Source organism: Priestia veravalensis (assembly GCF_001457055.1).
Taxonomy (GTDB): Bacteria; Bacillota; Bacilli; order Bacillales; family Bacillaceae_H; genus Priestia; species Priestia flexa.
Window position 1 is genome coordinate 24337 of record NZ_KQ758632.1, and the last position, 17109, is coordinate 41445.

The 17109-nt window shown below is 37.9% G+C and carries 18 protein-coding genes and 1 pseudogene; 13 read left to right on the forward strand and 6 right to left on the reverse strand.

Annotated features, from left to right (window positions below):
• Positions 1 to 12: 12 nt before the first annotated feature.
• Positions 13 to 189 (reverse strand): aspartyl-phosphate phosphatase Spo0E family protein, encoded by a 177-nt coding sequence (locus AS180_RS21520; RefSeq protein ID WP_076512718.1) that lies wholly within the window; start codon positions 187 to 189, stop codon positions 13 to 15.
• 130 nt (positions 190 to 319) lie between these two features.
• On the opposite strand from AS180_RS21520, the gene AS180_RS04725 reads away from it, so the two are divergent.
• From AS180_RS04725 to AS180_RS04740, 4 genes are all read left to right on the forward strand, one after another.
• A complete protein-coding gene (locus tag AS180_RS04725; protein WP_025908279.1) occupies positions 320 to 1027 on the forward strand; it encodes a cytochrome c biogenesis CcdA family protein in 708 nt (235 codons plus the stop codon).
• A 119-nt stretch (positions 1028 to 1146) separates the two neighbouring features.
• Positions 1147 to 1506, forward strand: a complete 360-nt coding sequence (locus AS180_RS04730) for a response regulator (RefSeq protein ID WP_025908280.1) — start codon at positions 1147 to 1149, stop codon at positions 1504 to 1506.
• A gap of 144 nt (positions 1507 to 1650) precedes the next feature.
• Positions 1651 to 2214 (forward strand): DUF2179 domain-containing protein, encoded by a 564-nt coding sequence (locus AS180_RS04735; RefSeq protein ID WP_025908282.1) that lies wholly within the window; start codon positions 1651 to 1653, stop codon positions 2212 to 2214.
• A gap of 49 nt (positions 2215 to 2263) precedes the next feature.
• On the forward strand, positions 2264 to 2767 hold the full coding sequence (locus AS180_RS04740) for a CcdC family protein (protein WP_035320141.1): 504 nt from the start codon (positions 2264 to 2266) through the stop codon (positions 2765 to 2767).
• A 30-nt stretch (positions 2768 to 2797) separates the two neighbouring features.
• Here the strand turns inward: AS180_RS04740 and AS180_RS04745 are convergent, their stop codons facing one another.
• The gene (locus AS180_RS04745) at positions 2798 to 3226 is read right to left on the reverse strand and encodes a DUF2621 domain-containing protein (protein ID WP_025908284.1); all 429 of its coding nucleotides are present in this window, start codon (positions 3224 to 3226) and stop codon (positions 2798 to 2800) included.
• 259 nt (positions 3227 to 3485) lie between these two features.
• On the opposite strand from AS180_RS04745, the gene gabT reads away from it, so the two are divergent.
• From gabT to AS180_RS04765, 4 genes and pseudogenes are all read left to right on the forward strand, one after another.
• Complete coding sequence (gabT, locus tag AS180_RS04750) at positions 3486 to 4841, forward strand: 4-aminobutyrate--2-oxoglutarate transaminase (RefSeq protein WP_035320142.1); 1356 nt, start codon at positions 3486 to 3488, stop codon at positions 4839 to 4841.
• 145 nt (positions 4842 to 4986) lie between these two features.
• Positions 4987 to 6351, forward strand: a pseudogene (locus AS180_RS04755) (sigma-54 interaction domain-containing protein).
• Positions 6335 to 7759, forward strand: a complete 1425-nt coding sequence (locus AS180_RS04760; protein ID WP_025908287.1) for an APC family permease — start codon at positions 6335 to 6337, stop codon at positions 7757 to 7759. Before AS180_RS04755 ends, AS180_RS04760 begins: the two are co-directional and overlap by 17 nt.
• Positions 7760 to 7773: 14 nt before the next feature.
• Positions 7774 to 9198, forward strand: a complete 1425-nt coding sequence (locus AS180_RS04765) for an NAD-dependent succinate-semialdehyde dehydrogenase (protein WP_025908288.1) — start codon at positions 7774 to 7776, stop codon at positions 9196 to 9198.
• A gap of 52 nt (positions 9199 to 9250) precedes the next feature.
• On the opposite strand, the gene AS180_RS04770 is transcribed toward AS180_RS04765, so the two are convergent.
• Positions 9251 to 10705, reverse strand: a complete 1455-nt coding sequence (locus AS180_RS04770) for a carbon starvation CstA family protein (RefSeq protein WP_025908289.1) — start codon at positions 10703 to 10705, stop codon at positions 9251 to 9253.
• Between the two features lie 110 nt (positions 10706 to 10815).
• The gene (locus AS180_RS04775; RefSeq protein WP_025908290.1) at positions 10816 to 11046 is read right to left on the reverse strand and encodes a hypothetical protein; all 231 of its coding nucleotides are present in this window, start codon (positions 11044 to 11046) and stop codon (positions 10816 to 10818) included.
• A gap of 133 nt (positions 11047 to 11179) precedes the next feature.
• Between AS180_RS04775 and AS180_RS23125 the strand changes: the two genes are divergently transcribed.
• Positions 11180 to 11347, forward strand: coding sequence for a hypothetical protein (locus AS180_RS23125; protein ID WP_175384187.1), 168 nt, complete (start codon positions 11180 to 11182; stop codon positions 11345 to 11347).
• Positions 11348 to 11461: 114 nt separating this feature from the next.
• Positions 11462 to 11947: a metal-dependent hydrolase gene (locus tag AS180_RS04780; RefSeq protein WP_025908291.1), complete on the forward strand. Its 486-nt coding sequence runs from the start codon at positions 11462 to 11464 to the stop codon at positions 11945 to 11947.
• 16 nt (positions 11948 to 11963) lie between these two features.
• On the opposite strand, the gene AS180_RS04785 is transcribed toward AS180_RS04780, so the two are convergent.
• A complete protein-coding gene (locus AS180_RS04785; RefSeq protein WP_025908292.1) occupies positions 11964 to 13529 on the reverse strand; it encodes a PAS domain-containing sensor histidine kinase in 1566 nt (521 codons plus the stop codon).
• A 38-nt stretch (positions 13530 to 13567) separates the two neighbouring features.
• Positions 13568 to 13852 (reverse strand): deoxyribodipyrimidine photo-lyase, encoded by a 285-nt coding sequence (locus tag AS180_RS04790; RefSeq protein WP_025908293.1) that lies wholly within the window; start codon positions 13850 to 13852, stop codon positions 13568 to 13570.
• A gap of 171 nt (positions 13853 to 14023) precedes the next feature.
• On the opposite strand from AS180_RS04790, the gene AS180_RS22250 reads away from it, so the two are divergent.
• From AS180_RS22250 to AS180_RS04805, 3 genes are all read left to right on the forward strand, one after another.
• Complete coding sequence (locus tag AS180_RS22250) at positions 14024 to 14491, forward strand: pentapeptide repeat-containing protein (protein ID WP_226372931.1); 468 nt, start codon at positions 14024 to 14026, stop codon at positions 14489 to 14491.
• Between the two features lie 365 nt (positions 14492 to 14856).
• On the forward strand, positions 14857 to 15546 hold the full coding sequence (locus tag AS180_RS04800; protein ID WP_226372927.1) for a copper homeostasis protein CutC: 690 nt from the start codon (positions 14857 to 14859) through the stop codon (positions 15544 to 15546).
• 197 nt (positions 15547 to 15743) lie between these two features.
• Positions 15744 to 17108, forward strand: a complete 1365-nt coding sequence (locus AS180_RS04805) for an aspartate aminotransferase family protein (protein WP_035320144.1) — start codon at positions 15744 to 15746, stop codon at positions 17106 to 17108.
• The last annotated feature ends 1 nt before the right edge of the window (position 17109 follow it).

The following is a 17109-nucleotide window of genomic DNA, read 5'->3' on the forward strand; positions in this document are numbered from 1 at the left end:
AAAAACAACTTCTTAAGTAGAAGTTGTGTCGGAGTGCTGTGAAGGAGTGTTATTATAGATGTTTAGTAGATGATCTAATTCTTGACTATGCTTAATAGCAGGGGGAGAATTTAATCCACTAACTCGAACGACCCGAATCAGCTCTTCACGCTTCTTTTCAATCTCTAACAATATATTTTGTTTCAGCAATAGAACTGGTCCCTTCTCAATAAAACTTTTACCTAATTATACAAGATAATGGCACTTTTTGAAAAGGAATAGATGAGTCATTTTGATGACAAAATGGTAACAGATTCTAAACAAATGGAGTGAATCAGAAATGGCTGATGTGAATTTATTTTTAGCATTTGGAGCAGGATTTTTATCGTTTATTTCACCATGCTGTCTACCGCTGTATCCGGCTTTTTTATCGTATATTACAGGTGTCTCAGTAGGGGATCTGAAAGAAGGGAAAAACGTACATCAGCGCAAAGCTCTTTTACATACGACCTTTTTTCTACTAGGCTTTTGTTTAATCTTTATTGCAATTGGTTTTGGCACTTCTTTTATTGGAAGTTTATTTGCGAACTATGGAGATTTAATTCGTCAAGTGGGGGCCATACTCATTGTGTTTTTAGGGCTTGTAACAGTTGGAGTCTTTAAGCCGAAGTTTTTAATGAAAGATCGCAAAGTACAGTTTTCTAATCGACCTACAGGTTTGTTAGGTTCTTCTCTTATCGGAATGGCTTTTGCTGCAGGGTGGACGCCATGTACAGGACCTATTCTTGTATCTGTTATGGCTCTAGCAGCTACTAATCCTAGCTCAGCTATGCTCTACATGATTGCTTATTCGCTAGGGTTTTCAATTCCATTTTTTATCATGTCGTTTTTTATAGGTAAAATGAACTGGATAAAGCGTCATATGAAAGCAATGATGACCGCTGGTGGATATGCAATGATTGGAATGGGAATCATTTTATATTTTGACTGGATGACCAAGATTATTATTTATACAACGAGCATCTTTGGAGGCTTTACAGGGTTCTAGATAACGAAGTGGTGTGGCTTGAAAAAAGTTGGAATCGTTGATAAAGTAATAAGTAAAAAGTCCTATTTCGTTTCGTTGGAAAAGACCAGAGGTAGATAGGGGAAGACGGAGGGCTATAATTGTCAAGAATACTAATTGTAGATGACGCAAAGTTTATGAGAGCAACGTTAAGAAGTATTATGGAGAATGCTGGTTACCACGTAGTTGGAGAAGCGGAAACAGGTAAAGAAGCCATCGAAAAATTTCATGACCTTCAACCTGATGTTATAACGATGGATATTACAATGCCGGAGCTAAATGGAATTGAAGCGGTTAAAGCCATCAAGCGAGTTGATCCGAATGCAAAAATTATTATGTGTTCTGCGATGGGACAACAAAAAATGGTTGTTGAAGCCATTGAGGCTGGTGCAAAAGATTTTATTGTAAAACCTTTTGAGGAGTCGTCAGTGTTAGAAGCTATGAAGCGCTTGCTAAACTAGTAAAAAAACAATAGTTAATTAAATTGAAGACGCTTATATTAAGCGTTTTTTTTGTTAATAAAAATTTATTTTTATGTATTCCTTAACGATATAGAGAGTGATACAATGAAACCGTGAAATTTGTATTTTAAAAGAGGTGTAGAAGTGAAAGAGATTATATTAATATTGATTTTGCAACTAGTTTATGTACCAATCTTAACGTTGCGAACGATTTTCCTAGTAAAAGGAATGAGTATGTACGCCTCGGCTTTTGGTTTTTTAGAAGCATTAGTATATGTATTTGGTTTATCCCTCGTCTTTTCAGGTGACCAAAGCATTGTAGCTATGATTGTATATGCTGTTGGATTTGGTGCTGGTATTATATTAGGTGGATATATTGAGTCACGCTTAGCGATTGGCTATACGACATTTTTAGTGAATTTAATGACAAAGAATGAAGAGCTAATTAACCGCCTTCGTCAAGAAGGTTTTGGAGTTACGGTCTATCAAGGTGAAGGAAGAGATAGCGCACGTTATCGTTTAGATATTTTAACAAAAAGAAGTCGTGAAGAAGAGCTATTAGATTTTATAGAAGAATATGAACCTAGAGCATTTATTATTTCGTACGAGCCTCGTAAATTTAAAGGCGGATTCTTATTAAAAGCAATGAAAAAGCAAAAAGTAAAATCTAAGCAGAAACCGAAAAATGACCCTTCGCATTTAAAGTAAGACAAGATTTCACATTCTTTTGCAGTTGTTTTATAATAGGAAGTATACTATGAGTAAAGAAGGGGTTACTTTGATTTATGCTTCCACGATTTTTGCTGTTTTAATGGGTTCATTCATTATTTTTATGAGGATGAAAGCATCTGAAAAGCCGGTAAATGCTAAAAAAATCATTTTACCACCTTTTTTTATGAGTACGGGAGCGTTGATGTTTATTTTTCCAGTTTTTCGAGTGACTGGAGCTGAATTTTTAGAGGCTTTGATAGTTGGCCTGTTCTTTTCATTATTTCTAATAAAAACATCAAAGTTTGAAGTGCGTGATGATGATATTTATTTAAAACAGTCAAAAGCGTTTACCTTTATTATTATTGCATTGTTACTCATTCGGGTTGTCATGAAACTATATTTAAGCTCAACAATCGATGTAGGCGCTCTTGGGGGGATGTTTTGGATTTTAGCGTTCGGTATGATTGTGCCATGGCGCATTGCGATGTATCGTTCGTATAAAAAACTTGAGCAACAGCTGCAGCACAACTTGATGAATAAAATGATTTAAAAAGGTGTCCATACGGGACACCTTTTTTGTCTATTCAAATAAATGTTGATACGGAGAATGATCGATACGTTGAGCTTTTAATGTTTTTAACAAAAACTTATGATCTCGTTTTGGAGTTGCCGTAATGTATCCTCGAATAATTAAATCTTCCGTAATACTTGCGGCTTGCTCTTGAAGTGCAAGTTCACCGATTTTACCGGCGATTTTTTGCCTAGCTACGTCGCGAAATAGCTCAGGAACAGGTTGTACAAGCGTTTCCAATAACTGTTTTTGTTCATTAGACCACAAGTGAATCGTTTGCTCTAAGTAATAGTCTTGCCAATCAAGAATTGACTTTCCATCTTCTTTTGGTAACCGCTTTAAAAATTTTCGAAACATAAAAAAGCCACCGATTGCAAACAAGCTAACCAATATGACAACCCATAGTACAATGAACCACAAAAACCATCCCTCAAGCATTTTATCCCCCCTATGTATTATGCTCTTAGCAATATATAGCTTTTGTCTTTATTATAGCGAGGAGTGGATAAACGTGGCAACAGCTAGTTTAGAAGAATAAAAAGTCTATATAAGTCACAAATGACTTGATTGAGTCATTTGTGACTTATATAGAAAAAGAAAATTGTTCAGAAATGTCGAAAAAATTAAACTTTTAGAGTTGGCACGCTTCTTGCATATTAAAAGAGTGAGGAAATTAACTAGTGAAAGGAAGATTATAATGAGCAGACAATTCAGTCAGGTAGATAAAAACTTTCCGGGTAAAAATGCAAAACAACTATTAGAGCGTAGACATAAAGCTGTGCCAAAAGGTGTGAGTTACGGTATTCCAACATTTGCTGAAAAGGCAGAAGGTGCTTTAGTAACAGATGTTGACGGCAATACGTTTATCGATTTTGTTGGTGCTATCGGAACAATTAATGTCGGTCATGGACATCCAAAAGTAAAAGAAGCGCTTCATAAGCAAGTTGATCGATTCATCCACACAGGTTTTAATGTAGTGATGTATGAATCATACGTAGCATTGTGTGAACGATTAGCAGCTATTGCACCAGGAAACTTTGATAAAAAAGTATTATTGTTAAACAGCGGTGCTGAAGCAGTGGAAAATGCTGTGAAAATTGCTCGTAAATATACAAAACGTCAAGGCATCATTTCGTTTACTCGTGGTTTCCATGGACGTACATTAATGACAATGACGATGACAAGCAAGGTAAAACCGTATAAGTTTGAGTTCGGACCATTTGCTCCAGAGGTATACAAAGCTCCTTATCCTTATGCATACCGTAGACCAGAGGGGTTAACTGAAGAAGCTTATGAGGACTATATCATTTCAGAGTTTAAAAACTTCTTGAATAATGAAGTAGCACCTGAAACAGTAGCAGCAGTAGTTATGGAACCAATTCAAGGAGAAGGTGGCTTTATCGTTCCTGGCAAGCGCTTCGTTCAGGAAGTATATAACGTATGTAAAGAGAATGGAATTTTATTTGTTTCAGATGAAATTCAAGCCGGTTTTGCACGAACAGGTCGTTATTTTGGAATTGAGCACTTTGATGTTGAGCCGGATTTGATCACAGTATCAAAATCATTAGGTGCTGGCGTACCAATTAGTGGCGTTATTGGCCGAGCTGAAATTATGGACGAATCTAATCCTGGGGAACTTGGTGGAACGTATAGCGGAAGTCCTTTAGGCTGTGAAGCAGCGTTAGCTGTATTAGATATTATTGAAGAAGAAGGGCTAAACGAGCGCAGTGATGTTCTTGGAGAAATTGTGCGCGCACGCTTTGAAAAGTTAAGCGAAAGCTATGATGTAATTGGCGATATCCGCGGTCTTGGATCAATGTGCGCCGTAGAATTAGTAAAAGATCGTGTTAAAAAAGAGCCAAATAAAGAATTAACGCAAAAAGTTGTGCAAGAAGCAAATAAAAGAGGGTTATTGTTGCTAAGTGCAGGGGTTTATGGCAACGTACTTCGCTTCTTAATGCCGATTGTCATCACGGATGAACAGCTTGAAGAAGGGCTGCAAATTGTGGAAGAATCGTTAGCTGCAAGTGTACAACAACTCGTGAATGTATAAAAATAAGAATGGTGAGACAAGGGCCACCCGCTTGTCCTTTGTCTCTTAATAGAAGTACCATTTTCGTTACCAAACTTTTCTGATAAAATGAATGAATACTATTTTTGATGAAAAGGTGATTTAGTTAATGAGCAACAGCGAGAATATGTCTTATATGAATCAAGAACTTTACGATATCTTTGAGTCATCCTTTGATGAAGTTTTTGTTACGGATGCGCAAGGTTATGTCGTGATGGTAAATTCACAGTGTGAAAAAAATTACCATCTGAAAGCGGAAGAGTTTATTGGAAAGCACGTAAAGGAGCTTCAAGAAATGGGGATTTTTTATCCCTCGGCGACGCTTCAGGTAATTGAATCCAATACATCGCTAGAACTTGTGCAAAAAACAAGTTCAGGTAGGTATTTGCATGTTCGGACTCGTCCCGTTTTTGATGAAAGTAAGCAGTTGAAAAGCGTCATTAGCTATTCCCGTGATTTAACGGATTTAATGCAGTTGAAAAATAAAGTAGAACAGATGGAAGAGCAGCTGGAGAGTTAACAAAAAGAGATGTCTGATTCTGTAGAGCTAGAGGGCATTGTTACCAATAGCAAAGCAATGAAGAAAGTGTTTGCTATTGTTCAACGAATTGCTTCTGTTCATACAACCGTTCTTTTACTTGGAGAAACGGGTGTTGGAAAGAGTAGGGTGGCAAAATTAATTCAGCAGCTAAGTGTTAGAAAGAGTGCTCCTTATTATGAAATTAACTATGCTGCTTTACCAGATCAGCTAATTGAATCGGAGCTGTTCGGTTATCAAGGTGGAACATTTACAGGAGCGTTTCGTGAAGGGAAAAAAGGTATTATCGAGCTATCAAACGGAGGAACCTTGTTTTTAGATGAAGTTGGTGAACTATCGTTACAAGCACAAAGTAAATTGCTTCATGTGCTTCAAGACCGCACCATTCGGCCTGTCGGTTCAAGTAAAACAATTCCAGTAGATGTGCGCATTATTGCTGCAACCAATCAAGATTTGGAGGCGATGGTGGACAAAGGGTTATTTCGAAGAGACTTATATTATCGTTTGAATGTAGTCCCCATCACAATTCCTCCTTTACGTGAACGGGCAGAAGATATTTTACCGCTGGTCTATCAGTTTTTAAATCATTTTAATGCAGTGTATGACCGCAAAGTGGAGCTTTCACCAAAAGCATTGGATGCGTTTAGTAGACAGGAGTGGAAGGGGAATGTGCGAGAAGTTGAAAATATGATTGAACGTCTTGTCGTTACAAGTGACAATGTAGTAACGCTAAAAGATTTACCATTCGAACAGGACTTTTCAGTTCATAAACACAATCGTACATTGCCAGAAGTCGTAGAAGAAATAGAGAGAAAAATGGTGGTCGAAGCTTATGAAAAGTACGAATCTTCTTACAAAGTTGCAGAGCAATTAGGGATTAGTCAGTCACAAGCGAATCGAAAAATAAGGAAGTATCTAGAGGGGATGGATGAAGGAGATGAGCAAGCAACCTAAGCAATTGGATAAGGTGTTATCAAAATTCGATGTATTATGTTTAGCTATTGGAGCCATGTTAGGCTGGGGTTGGGTCGTACTATCAGGTACTTGGCTAAATTCGGCTGGGTCATTAGGAACGTTAATTGCTTTTTTAGTTGGAGGATTACTCGTTATTTTTGTAGGACTTACTTATGCTGAATTAGCATCAGCTATGCCAAAGGTAGGCGGAGAGCATGTATTTGTAAAAAGAGGCCTTGGAAAAAAGGCTTCGTTTGTAGGTTCATGGGCAATCGTTTTAGGGTATGTATCTGTAGTAACGTTTGAAGCAGTAGCGCTTCCTACGGTTCTAGACTACTTAATTCCTAATTATCAAACAGGATATTTATGGACAATAAACGGCTGGGATGTTTACTTAACGTGGGTATTAGTTGGAAGTGTAGGAGCCATTATTTTAACAGCCATCAACTATTTTGGTCTCAAAACAGCGGCCTTTTTACAGGTTGTACTAACAGTCGCAATTGTTGGTATTGGTATTCTTTTAATTTTTGGGTCAGGAATTAACGGAGATACAAAGAACTTGGACCCATTATTTATTGGGGGAGCAGGTGGCATCATGACCGTACTAGTCATGGTACCGTTCTTATTCGTTGGTTTTGATGTTATTCCTCAAGTAGCAGAAGAAGCTAATTTACCGGCAAGAGAAATTGGTAAGATTTTAATTATTTCTGTAAGTGCTGCAATTGTATTTTATATGTTTATTGCTTTGGGCGTAGGGATGGCATTAGATAAAGGCGCTCTAGAAATTTCGCAATTAGCAACTGCTGATGCGATGGCGGCAGCATTTAATTCACCATTATTCGGGAAAATTTTGATCATTGGCGGTATTGCAGGAATTGTGACGAGTTGGAACGCATTTATTATCGGGGGAAGCCGTGTTATTTATGCGATGGCCCAAGATGGAATGTTGCCAGCATGGTTTGGTCGCCTTCATCCTAAATATAATACACCTTCCAATGCGGTCATTTTTTTAGGGGCATTAGCAGTGTTTGCTCCATTATTGGGCAGACCTGCACTTGTATGGATTGTAGATGCAGGTGGATTAGGAATCGTTATAGCTTACTTAATGGTTGCGTTATCGTTTGTAGCTTTACGTAAAAAAGAACCGCAAATGGATCGTCCATTTAAAGCAGGAAAAACAACTTTTATCGGTTGGTTAGGAGTCATCTTTAGCATTGGATTCATTGCATTATATATGCCTGGAATGCCAGCTGCTCTTATTTGGCCGTATGAGTGGATTATGGTACTAGGCTGGACGCTTATCGGAGCATATTTCTTTATTAAGATGAACAAAGGAGTTTATCATAGCAATGACGAAGAAATACAAGTAAACGATACCGACAGCTCGGTTGATGCGAAAATTAATTAAAGGAGTGATCATTCATGAAACAAGCAAATCTATATATTAACGGTGAGTGGGTAAAAACGTCTGAAACGTTCGACGTTGTGAATCCAGCTACAAATGAAGTGGTAGCTTCAGTTGCCAAAGGTGGGGCTAAAGAAGCAAAATTGGCAGCAGATGCAGCATACGAAGCATTTTTAGAATGGTCCAAGAAAACAGCAGAAGAACGCGGAAAATTATTAATGAAATGGCATCAGCTAATTGAAGAGTATACCGACGAATTAGCTGAAACAATGACAATTGAGCAAGGAAAACCATTAAAAGAAGCAAAAGGTGAAATTGGATATGCGAACGGATTTGTATCATGGTATGCAGAGGAAGGTAAGCGAATATACGGTGAAACAATTCCGGCATCAGCTCCGAACAAGCGCTTATTTGTTCATAAACAACCAGTTGGTGTAATGGCGGCTATTACGCCTTGGAACTTTCCTGCTGCAATGATCACACGTAAAGTTGCTCCTGCTTTGGCGGCAGGTTGTACGGCTGTCATTAAGCCAGCTGAACAAACTCCTTTAACTGCATTACGCTTAGCTGAATTAGCAACGGAAGCAGGTATTCCAAAAGGAGTAATTAACGTCGTTGCCGGAGATGCGAAATCAATTGGTGAAGCTTGGATGGAAGATGGTCGTGTTCGTAAACTGTCATTTACAGGTTCAACAGCTGTTGGAAAGCTATTGATGAAAGGCGCAGCAGATACAATGAAAAAAGTATCACTTGAGCTTGGTGGACATGCACCGTTTATCGTAACAGAAAGCGCAGATTTAGATAAAGCAGTAACAAATGCTATCGCATCTAAATTCCGCAATGCTGGTCAAACATGCGTATGTACGAACCGTATTTATGTGCACGAAAAAGTTGCAGAGGAGTTTACAAAGCAATTTGCACAAGCAGTTTCACAGCTAAAGATTGGTAACGGTTTAGAAGAAGGAACAGATATTGGACCGCTAATCGACGAAAAAGCGTTAGAAAAAGTTCAGAAGCAGTTAGATGACGCAGTAGAAAAAGGTGGAGATGTTGTCACTGGTGGATCTGTTTTAACAAAAGGAAGTGGTTTGTTTGTAGAGCCAACTGTTGTCAAAGGCGCTACAGATGAAATGCTTTGTATGTATGAAGAAACGTTTGGACCAATCGCTCCAATCGCTACTTATCGAGATGAAGCAGAAGTAATTCGTCGTGCGAATAATTCACCATTTGGTTTAGCAGCATACGTATTTACTGAAAATATCTCAGAAGCAATCCGTATTGCAGAAGCTCTTGAATATGGAATTGTGGGGTTAAATGATGGCCTGCCATCAACACCACAAGCTCCGTTTGGTGGCTTTAAAGAAAGTGGACTTGGTAGAGAAGGAAGCCACTTTGGAATTGAGGAATACTTAGAAGTAAAATACATCTCATTAGGACTTTAATTTAACAAGTGAAAAAAGGTAGCTCCCAGAAAATATGGGAGCTACCTTTTTGTTATCCAGCTGCTTGATTGGGTGACTTTGGATGTGTATAGTCAATTTCCAAGCCGCTTGCGATATTTTGTTTTGCCTTTTTAAAGAATAAAAATAAAAAGATAATGCTTACTGCAAATGCAATTATATAAGATACGGTTATTGGTAAATTAAATCCGATTGGTGCATTCATAATATAAGTTGTCGTTGCCATCGTCATAAACAATGCTGGAATCGTTGAAATCCAATGATTAGCCCCTTTTACAATGAGATACATCGATGCGATCCATAGGGCAATGACTGCTGTTGACTGGTTAGCCCATGAGAAGTAGCGCCATAACAACGTGAAATCAATTTTAGTTAAGATAAATGCAATAACAAATAAAGGTGCAGCGATGATTAAACGATTCGGCAACTTAATTTGCGAAAAATTCAGATAATCAGCGATGATCATACGAGCGGAGCGGAAAGCCGTATCGCCTGATGTAATAGGCAAAATAATGACTCCGATAATAGCAAGCGTACCCCCAATTGCACCAAGCATCAACGTTGATACTTCAGATACAATGGCTGCTGGGCCACCACTGTTAATAATACTATTTAAATCACGACCATCAAACAAACTCATAGCTGCCGCAGCCCAAATCATTGCAATTGCAGCTTCTGCAATCATCATACCGTAGAAAATTTTGCGCCCGGATTTTTCATTTTGCAATGTACGTGAAATAATTGGTGATTGCGTGGCGTGAAAGCCTGATAATGCACCACAAGAAATCGTTAAAAATAAGAGTGGGAAAATTGGAATGTTATCAGGATGCATATTTGTAAACGTTAACTCTGGAATAGGTGCCCCTGTTACAACAAGCATGGCTCCTACACCAACTGCGCTGATAATTAGAAATGCACCAAAGATTGGATAAATACGTCCAATAATTTTATCAATCGGTAAAATTGTAGAAAGAATATAATAAACGAAAATAGCAAAGATAATGATAGTCAGCGGAATGGTTCCATTGGCTAAGTCATTGATTAAAGCCGCTGGTGATGTAATAAATACAGTTCCGACTAAAATGAGTAGTAAAATCGAGAAAACGTTTACAATGTGTTTTGAAAAAGTTCCTAAAAATTTTCCAGCTAATTCAGGAATATGAGCACCACGGTTTCGAATGGAAATCATACCAGTTAAATAATCATGTACAGCACCTGCAAAGATTGCTCCAATTACAATCCAAACAAACGCTACGGGACCATAAAGCGCTCCCATAATAGGTCCGAAAATTGGACCAACACCGGCAATATTTAATAGTTGAATTAAAGAATTCTTCTTATTATTCATCGGTACGTAGTCAATGCCATCTTTCATTGCATAGGCAGGAGTTGGTCGAGAATCTTTCACTCCAAATACGCGCTCGACTACTTTTCCATAAGTCGAATACCCAATGAGTAATAGCACAAACGAAAGTAAAAATGTAATCATCGTATCAGTCCTTTACTAAGTGTTGTGAAAACGGTTTCTTAAACTTAGTATACTAGAAAGTTATTAAAAGAAAAAGGACCTTTTAGTCAAATTTAGTAAAAAGACAGATCCTAAGAAGAATCATCTTGAACGTAATGTTTAAAGTCTAAAAACAAAAAACAAAACTCTTCAAAGGAAAAAGTATCAAATGTTTCACAAGAGTAAGTATCCAAAAAGTCTTCAATCATATGATGGGGGATAGATTGAAATAGTCCCATTGCTTTAAACGAGTACTCAAATTTATGATATAAAGGTTGTAATCCATAGTAGTCAAAGACATCCTGCAATTGTTCTGTATGCATTTTTTATTCCTCCTTTTTAAGTAGTATGACCATGTTGAATGAGAAAAATAAAATGAGTTTTGTCTAAAGGCTAGATTTTCTATTTCGAAGAAGCTATCCTAAAAGGATACACTGGTGATAAAGGAGAAAAAACATGTTTATGTACGTCACAATACTAGGATTTTTAACTTTTGCACTGTATGCTTGTACATTTGTGTATGCCATCATTAATAAAAGTGGACAAGCAAAGCAAAATGGAAAGCGCGCACTGATTGGCTTCTTAGTCATGGCTGTAGGTTTAATCGGTATGCAAGTGTCATAGTTTGAGATTTCTTTGACAATTTTGCCACCTTCACTTATAGTTAACCATGAGCGAACGTATGTATCTGTTTTTGAGTTTTCGTTCATAAATTGAATAAGAAAGAAGGTGGCAAAATTGAGATACCATACACATATTGCAACATCGATTGCTGCCGGTGCAGGAGTAGCGATTCAGACAGATGTCGCTTTTACTTTTCCATACGTCGTAGGCATAGCCATTGGATCATTGCTCCCCGATATCGATGAGCCAAACTCATACGTTGGACGAAGATCGTTTGGGCTTGCAAAAGTAATTAAAAGCATTTTTGGGCATCGTGGAATTACACATTCACTTCTTGTTTGTGGACTTATTTTTTATTTATATCAGCTATATTCATATGAATGGTTGTTTGGGATAGCGTGTGGCTATATCTTTCATGTAATAGGCGACTTCTTTTCAAAAAGAGGTGTGCCTTTATTTTGGCCCATTGTACGAAAGAAAATAAAATCGCCTCTCACATACGAAACAGGGAAACCTTCAGAACAGCTTATCTTTTACATAGCAATAGGTCTTATCATTTATTTCTTGTACAAATATAGCTTATATTCTCAGCTGTTTTAATGTTAAAAACCCCGACTTAACTAGTCGGGGTTTTTAACATTAAGATAGAATTGGCTTCAACATGTGTAATCGGTAATATAACGTCAATTGTTGTACCTTCTTGAAGCATGCTTGTTACGCTAAGTGTACCTTTATGCTCAAGTATAACCTTATTACAAATAGTTAAGCCTAATCCAACGCCGTGCTCTTTTGTTGTATAAAAAGGTTGACCAATTTTTTTTATTCGATCAGCATCCATGCCACAACCATTGTCCATAATTTGAATAGTAACGTGCTGTTGATTTATCTTGTTAAAAGAGACCGTAATTTGTCCTCCAAGAGGCATCGCATCAATTGCATTTTGAATGACATGTATAAATACCAGCTTTAATTGATGGGGTTGTCCATGAATGACAAAGTTACCGTGAGCAGTATTGTATTCATAAACCACTTTAATGCCTTGGTGTATAAAAGCTTGGGAGAAGCGTTTTGTCACATCTTTCAATAAAGCAAGTAAATCAATGGGCTCGTAAGGTCGAACTTCTTGTTTGGCTAAACTCATAAATTCATTTACAATTTGTTCAATTTGATCAATTTCACTTTGCATCATGCGACGATAAGCAATATCCTGAGCACTTTGATATTCTTCACTAAACAGTTGTAAGAAACCTTTAATCGTGGTTAAAGGATTTCTAATTTCATGAGCAATACTTGCAGCTAATTCCCCAATTGCTGATAATTTTTCAGCATTTCTCATCATTTCTTCAAGCTTTCGCTGTTCTGTTATATCACGAGAGACGAACACAAAACCTTCAACTTTTCCATCATTAACAATAGGTACGCCTTTTCCTTCAAGCAAAATAGAAGTGCCATTAGCATGTAGATTTCGATAATGAAAAGTACTTGCTGTTTTTGTTAACTTCATGTTTTCAATTCCGGTTGCTACTTTTGTATGATCATCTTCATGTACATGAAGAAGTACATCCTTCCCAATTAAGGAACAAGGAAGAAGGCCGAGTGTGTACTGGTAAGAGGGTGAAGCATATTCATAGCAACCATCGATTCCGACTACGCAAATTAAATCGTGCGTGTGAGAGAGAATTAAGCGATGGCGAATTTCACTTTGCTTTAAATGCTCTTCCGCTTCTTTACGAGCTTGAATATCACGAGCGGTAATAACAACGTAGGTTACTTGATTATCTTTTACAGATGGAATCCCTCGCCCTTCAACCCAAATATAAGAGCCGTCGTCTTTTAGTAAACGATATTCTGCACTCATTTCAACTTTTAATGAAAACACTTGATTTAATTTATGTCGTATCTGATCTATATCATCAGGATGTATTACGCTAAAGTTTAAAGACTGTCCTTCTTCTGTTGGTAAATAACCTAATACGGATAAATGAGAAGGGGAGTTATAAATTAAATGCCCATGCTGGTCCACAACGGTGATTAAATCTCGCATATTATCTGTAATGATTCGATCTTTTAGCTGATGAAAAGATAACACTTGGTTTTCGTTAAATTGATATTTTACAGGTGTACCACACATTCTGCAAAAATTATATTCTTCTTGATAACCGCAAGATGAACAAACAGGCATAGAATCACTCCAATCTTCCGTAAGGTAAAATATAGGCTCTATGTTATATTATACCTCATTTTAAACAGTTCTTGGTAGAAAGAAAACCCAAAAGAGACGTTCTTTCGATAGATACAAAGTCTCATTTTTGGGTTTGTTTTTTTTATGGAGGAAGGCTCTTTTAGTAAAAAACCTTCGAATTGACGAGCTGTAATCCCATACTTATCACAGAGGCGAATTAAAAGTTGCTCTTGCTGTTTTATATCTGGTTCATAGTTAGTATTCCAATAAATTGCGGTAGGGTTTACTTCTTTAATGAGAGATTCAATGGTTGGATTAGCCATCATAAACATCCTTTCTTTCAATAGTTTGCTATCTAGTATAAACATAAATAATTCGATTGCCCAAGTTTTAATATGTTGCCCATTTTTAATAGGACGAAATTCGAACGGAAAGAAAGGTGAATATGTTAAAACGGTAATAGTAACGGAAGGAGCCCTATAAATGAAACATGTATATGGAAGTTTACCAACTCCAATGCACGATCCTCGAATGAATCAACCGACACAAGGAATGCCGATGCAAGGAATGCCGATGCAAGGAATGCCGATGCAAGGAATGCCGATGCAAGGAATGCCGATGCAAGGAATGCCGATGCAAGAAATGCCGATGCAAGGAATGCCGATGCAAGGAATGCCGATGCAAGGAATGTCGATGCAAGGAATGTCGATGCAAGGAATGCCAATGCAGGGAATGCCGATGCAAGGAGTGCCAATGCCAGAAATGCCAATGCAAGGAATGCCGATGCAAGGAATGCCAATGCAGGGAATGCCGATGCAAGAAATGCCAATGCCAGAAATGCCAATGCAAGGAGTGCTGATGCAAGGAATGCCAATGCAGGGAATGCCGATGCCAGAAATGCCACCAATGCAGGGGATGTCGATGTCAGGAGGAGCAGACTGTGGATGCGGTCAGAAGCCTAGCAATTTGATGCCTGCAATGAATCAAAGTATGAATGCACCACTTGTACAAGGTGAAAACGTACAGATGCCTTCTAAGTCCATGATGCCTTCTAAGTCCATGATGCCTATGCATCCAATGCATAATGCGAATAAGCGAAGTCCCGGATACTTCTAATAAAAATGGTTAAAAAGCTAGGATTCTAAAGTTATAGAGTATAATTGTTGCATTTTTATAATAAAAACGTCATGAGAAATAACCAAGTTTTCAACGGTTATACCTGACGTTTTTTGTTCGTAAGGAAAAAGACATCTTTTCAAGCATGGTACGATATTGAAGAGAGTTTACTATGTTCTAGATTAATGAAGAAGAAAGGATGTTTATTGTAATGATAGATGTGATTGCGACGACATTGCATGATGCAAAGCTAGCTCAAGAGAATGGGGCAGATCGAATTAGTATTTGCACGAGTATTAATGAAGGTGGCATTACCCCAAGCTATGGGTTAATTAAACAAATAAAAAAAGCGATTACCCTTCCTGTATACGTAATGATTCGACCTCATAATCAGTCGTATCAATACAATGAAGACGATATTCAAACGATGGTTCATGATATCGAAGAAGCAAGGAAACTGGGAGTGGAAGGAGTAATCTTGGACTGTTTAACGTCAGAGAAAACCATTGATGAAGAGGCGTTAAAAGCTTTACTAAGTGCTTCTAAAGGAATGGATGTGACGTTTAACTTAGCTTTTGATGACTTACATAATCAAGAAGAAGGGCTTCGAAAATTATTGAATTATCCAGAAATAAAGCGGGTTATGACGTCTGGAGCTGATAAAAGTGCGTTAAACGGAATTCCACAAATCAAAAAAATGTTGCGTCAAATGAGAAACGAAAATCTTATATTTGTCGGAGCCAAGGGGTTAAAACCAGAAAATTTACAGGCTTTTCTATCGGTTACCAATCTAACAGAAGTATGCATTGGAGCAGGTATACGAGTTAATTGCCAATATACACAGCCAATAAATGAGAAAAGTGTGCAAAAAGCAAAAGAAATTATGAATAAAATGCAATAAGAGAAAAAGTGCTACGAAGTAAAGTAGCACTTTTTTTAGTAGAATCAGCATTAAAAACTGCCAGTTAACACAGATGAGTTTAGGAAAAAATGCATATTTTTAGAAAATTAGTTGACGTTGAAAATCATTATCATTTATCCTTATACATGTAATTAGTAATGAAAATCATTATCATTTAAAAAATAGGAGGATTATTCATGTCTATTTCAATAACAAATCAATCTACAAACGAAGCGTTACTTTCACAGCAAGAACTTCGAGAATCGAATGCAAGATCTTATCCAAGAAGAATTCCAATTGCTATTCAAAAAGCGGAGGGAGCCATCATCACAGATATGAACGGCAAAGAGTATATTGATTGTTTAGCAGGAGCGGGCACTTTAGCGCTTGGTCATAATCATGAAGTAGTCCATGAAGCGATTCAACAGGTACTAGCTGATCGTATTCCTTTACATACATTAGATTTAACTACGCCGGTTAAAGAAGCGTTCGTAGATGAGTTGTTTGCAAGTTTACCAGCTAATTTTGCCCAAAAAGCAAAAGTGCAGTTTTGTGGACCTACGGGTGGAGACGCCATTGAAGCAGCGTTAAAGCTTGTAAAGACGGCTACGGGGAACCGCACAATTTTATCGTTCCAAGGCGGCTACCATGGTTCTACTCACGGCACATTAAGTATTAGCGGAACAACAAGCCCTAAAGCGCGCATTCATGCTTTAGTTCCAGATACACATTTCTTACCTTATCCTTACGAATATCGTTGTCCTTTTGGAATCGGTGAAGGTGGTCATGAAGCAATTAGCACATACATTGAAAACTTATTAGACGATCCAGAAAGCGGTATTGTTAAACCAGCAGGAATTGTAGTTGAAGTTGTTCAAGGTGAAGGAGGTTCAGTACCTGCTCCTATCGCGTGGTTGAAAGAGCTTCGTCGTATCACAAAAGAGCGTCAAATTCCGTTAATTATTGATGAAGTGCAAACTGGAATTGGTCGAACGGGTAAAATGTTTGCTTTTCAGCATGCTGATATTGAGCCCGATGTTCTTGTGCTGTCAAAAGCAATCGGGGGTAGCTTACCACTATCTGTTGTTGTATACGATAAAGCGTTGGATCAGTGGGAACCAGGTGCTCATATTGGAACTTTTCGTGGTAATCAGCTCGCAATGGCAACGGGAAAAGCAACGCTTAGCTTTGTGAAAGAGCATGCTTTAGATGCACATGCGCATGATCTTGGAATATACATGCAAATGCAGTTAAAAGCCATCCAGTCCGATAGCTTTTCTATTGGAGATGTTCGTGGTCGAGGGTTAATGATTGGAGTGGAAATCATCGATTGGTCTAAGCCGGCAAATAAGATTGGAACCCATCCTGGAAATGGAGAGCTAGCGAAGGTGATTCAGCAAGAGTGCTTTAAGCGAGGGGTTATCCTAGAAGTTGGAGGCAGACATGGAGCAGTCATTCGCTTATTACCACCTTTAATTTTAAGTCAAGCTCAGGCTGATGATGTGCTAGAGCGCTTTAAAGAAGCGGTAAAAGCAGCAGAAGCTAAGTGGGTGACAAGGTAAG